Consider the following 3,110-nt stretch of genomic DNA (forward strand, 5'->3'; position numbering starts at 1 on the left):
GGGTGGGGGCGGGATGCGGGCGGGGTGGGGACGTCGGGCCGTCCCCTCTCGTACGGGCCCGTACGAGGCGCGCGGGCCGCACGAAACGGGACGCGTGCCGCTCCGATGCGTTCCATGGGCCGCGCCCGGCCGAACCCGGCTGTTCGGGTGGCGTCCGTGCCCGGCGGGCGATCACCTTGCGCGTCCGATGCCCCGGCAGGGTGCCCGCCGACCGTCGCCGGCTGTCGAAAGCGCAGGTGGACGGGCGTGTGGTGGACGGCTCGCGACCGCCTTGCGGGGGCCTGGGTTGGGTGTGAATATGACAAAGAGGGGGGAGAGAGGCGACCTCTCCGCTCTGATAGGTGGCCGCATGCCTCTGGCCGAAACGGAATGGGACCTCGTGACCCTGTGGGTGCGCGAGTACCTCCTGGACACGACCGATCCGTACACCGGACTCGCCCAGGCGGGATTCCCCCCGGACTTCGTCGCCGCGCTGCCGCTGACCGCGGTCAGCGGTGAGAACGCCCGCGCGCTCGTCCACGCGTGCCGCCGGGACATCGAGCGCCAGCTGCTGCTCGTCGAGGCCGTCGCCGCGACCGACCGCCTGTCCGTCCGGCCCGAGGTAGCCAAGGCGCACGAGTTCCTGGACCGCCTGAGGGAGGACCTGAGCATCCACACCTCCCAGGACAGTTTCCGCACCCTCGTCCTCAAGAACGGCACCGAGGCGTTCATCGACCGCCAGGACCTGCGGGAGACCCTGCGCCGCTTCGTCCACGACCCGGACACATCGGTGCTGATGGTCGACGGCGAGCCGGACAGCGGCCGGTCGTACACGTACCGCCTGATCCGGCACGTCGGGCAGCACAGCGGCTTCCGTCCCGCGCGGGTCACCCTCTCCCCCACCTCGACCGCCACCCGCGTGGTGCGACGGCTCGCCGAGTTCGTCACCGAGCCGCGCGACGCGGTCGCGCCGTTCGGCGCCGCGGAACTCGACGACCTGCTGCCGTCCGTCGAGGACGCCGTCCACTGGGTGGTGCGCCGGGCCACCGACGCGGAGGACACCTTCTGGCTGGTGCTCGACGAGTGCGACAAGCTCGACGCGGGCTCCGACGTGTGGGACCTCATCGGACAGCTGGCCCTCGCCATCTACGAGCACGCCGCGGTACGGGGCGACCAGGCGCCCCGCCTGGTCCTCCTCGGGTACGGGCCCGCGATGCGCCAACTGCCCTACGACGTGCGCGGCAGTGTGTGCCGCGACACCGCGAGGGTCGCGGACCGCGCCGATCTGCGTGCCTTCTTCGAGCAGTACTTCCGCGAGTGCCCGTCCGCCGCGGTGAGCTCCCTGCCCGCGGGGCCGTCCCGGGACGCGGCGGTCACCGCGCTGGTGGACGTGGCTGTCGAGGAGGTACTGCGCGCCGCCGAGCAGGGCGGCGGCGAGAGCTACATGCGCAGGCTCTGTACGGCGGCGGAGGGGGCGATCCGTGTCTACCGGGCCCTCTGACGGCATCCGCGGTCCCGACCGGTCCGCGCCGGGTGCGGTAGGTGCCGCCGGTGCGGTGGGGGGCACGGGTGCGGCGGGTTCCGCTGCTGCCGCAGGTGGTAATGATGGCGCCGGTGCCGCGGGTTCGGAGGGTTCCGCCGGTACGAAGGGCTCCGCCGTGGCTTCCGGCGCCGCCGTGGCTTCCGGCGCCGCCGGGCTGCGCGACCTGTTCGCCGCCCGGCTGCGCGAGGAGCTGCGTACCGGCCAGGAGCGCGGCGCGCCCGCCGTGGCGGACGCACGCCGGACCTATCGCCGGGCCGCCGCCCTGCTCAGCCGGTTCGACCCGCAACGGCTCAGGCTGCCGGACGCCGCCGGGCCCGCCGGGTACGCGACGCTGGAACTCCTCGACGACTGCACCGCCGTCGGCGGCCGCGCCAGCGGCCTGTGGACCCTCAAGCCCTCGGTGCGGGAGGAGGTGCTGGCCGGCCTCGACGGCCCCGGGACCGCGCTGCGGCTCCTGGAGTGCAACGCCCACCAGTTCGCCGACGAGCCCGGCCCCGAGCAGGTGTGCCTGGCCCATCTGTCGGGCCGCCCGCCCGACCTGGCGCGGCAGAGCGCCGACGAGCTGGCCGACACGCTCCAGGCGGTGTTGTGGCTCTCCCGCGTGCCGGGGGTGACGGGGCTGCCCGACTCCGCGGACGTCACCCGCGCCCTGGACCGGGCCAGGCTGCTGGAGCCGCTGGAGCGGCTCGCGCAGGGGCCGTTCCTCGGGCGCACCGGCGAACTGCGGGCACTGGGCGCCTACACCGGGCTGACCGCAGCACCCGCCGGCCCGGAAGGGCCCGCCGAACCCGGAGCGCCCACCGGTCCCCTCGTGGTCCACGGACCCGGTGGCATCGGCAAGAGCACCCTGCTCGCCCGCTTCCTGCTGGACGGCGTCCACCACCTGGCGCCGGGGTTCCCGTTCGCGTACATCGACTACGAGCGCCCCACGCTCTCGGTGCACGAACCGATCACCCTCATCGCCGAGATGGCCCGGCAGCTGGGCGTCCAGTACCCGTCGCACCGCGCCGACCTGGAGGCCCTGGCGGACGAGTGCCAGGAGGTCGCGGGCAGCGAGCGGGAGGGCCAGGAGCGGGTGAGTCAGCTGCACCGGCTCGCCACCACACGGGCCGTGCTCGGCCGCCGCTCGTCGCAGGAGTTCCACCTGCTGGCCGCCGAGCGGGAGACCGCCCTGATGCGGGGCGTCGCGGAGGTCATGTCGCGGGCGGTCACCGGGGCCGGGCAGGCGGGGGCGCCGTTCGTCCTCGTCCTGGACTCGTTCGAGGAGGCGCAGTACCGCGCCTCGCCGGTGCTCGGCCGTCTCTGGTCCATGTACACCGCACTCTGCAGCGTCTACCCGCGGACCCGCGTCCTCGTCTCGGGCCGGGCACCCGTGGGGCATCCGGCGCAGACGGTGGCCTCGCACGCCTTGGAACTCCCCGAGCTCCCTCCGGAGGCGGCCGTGGGGCTGCTGGAGTCGTGCGGCGTGGCCGACCCGGAGCTGGCCCGGCTGCTGGCCGACCGGGTGGGCGGCCACCCGCTGAGCCTGAAACTCGCGGCCCGCGCCGCCGTGCTCGCCGAAGCGGCGGCCACGGCGGAGACCGTGCCC

General features: G+C 74.7%; 2 protein-coding genes. Both read left to right on the plus strand.

Going from position 1 to position 3,110, the window contains the following annotated elements:
• Window positions 1-349 precede the first annotated feature (349 nt).
• Complete coding sequence (locus IH00_RS0103270; RefSeq protein ID WP_031069319.1) at window positions 350-1,480, plus strand: hypothetical protein; 1,131 nt, start codon at window positions 350-352, stop codon at window positions 1,478-1,480.
• 157 nt (window positions 1,481-1,637) lie between these two features.
• Window positions 1,638-3,110: AAA family ATPase (locus tag IH00_RS0103275; RefSeq protein WP_158827656.1), on the plus strand; the 1,473-nt coding region annotated here is incomplete at its 3' end.

This window comes from Streptomyces sp. NRRL S-118, from assembly GCF_000716335.1.
Lineage (GTDB): Bacteria > Actinomycetota > Actinomycetes > Streptomycetales > Streptomycetaceae > Streptomyces.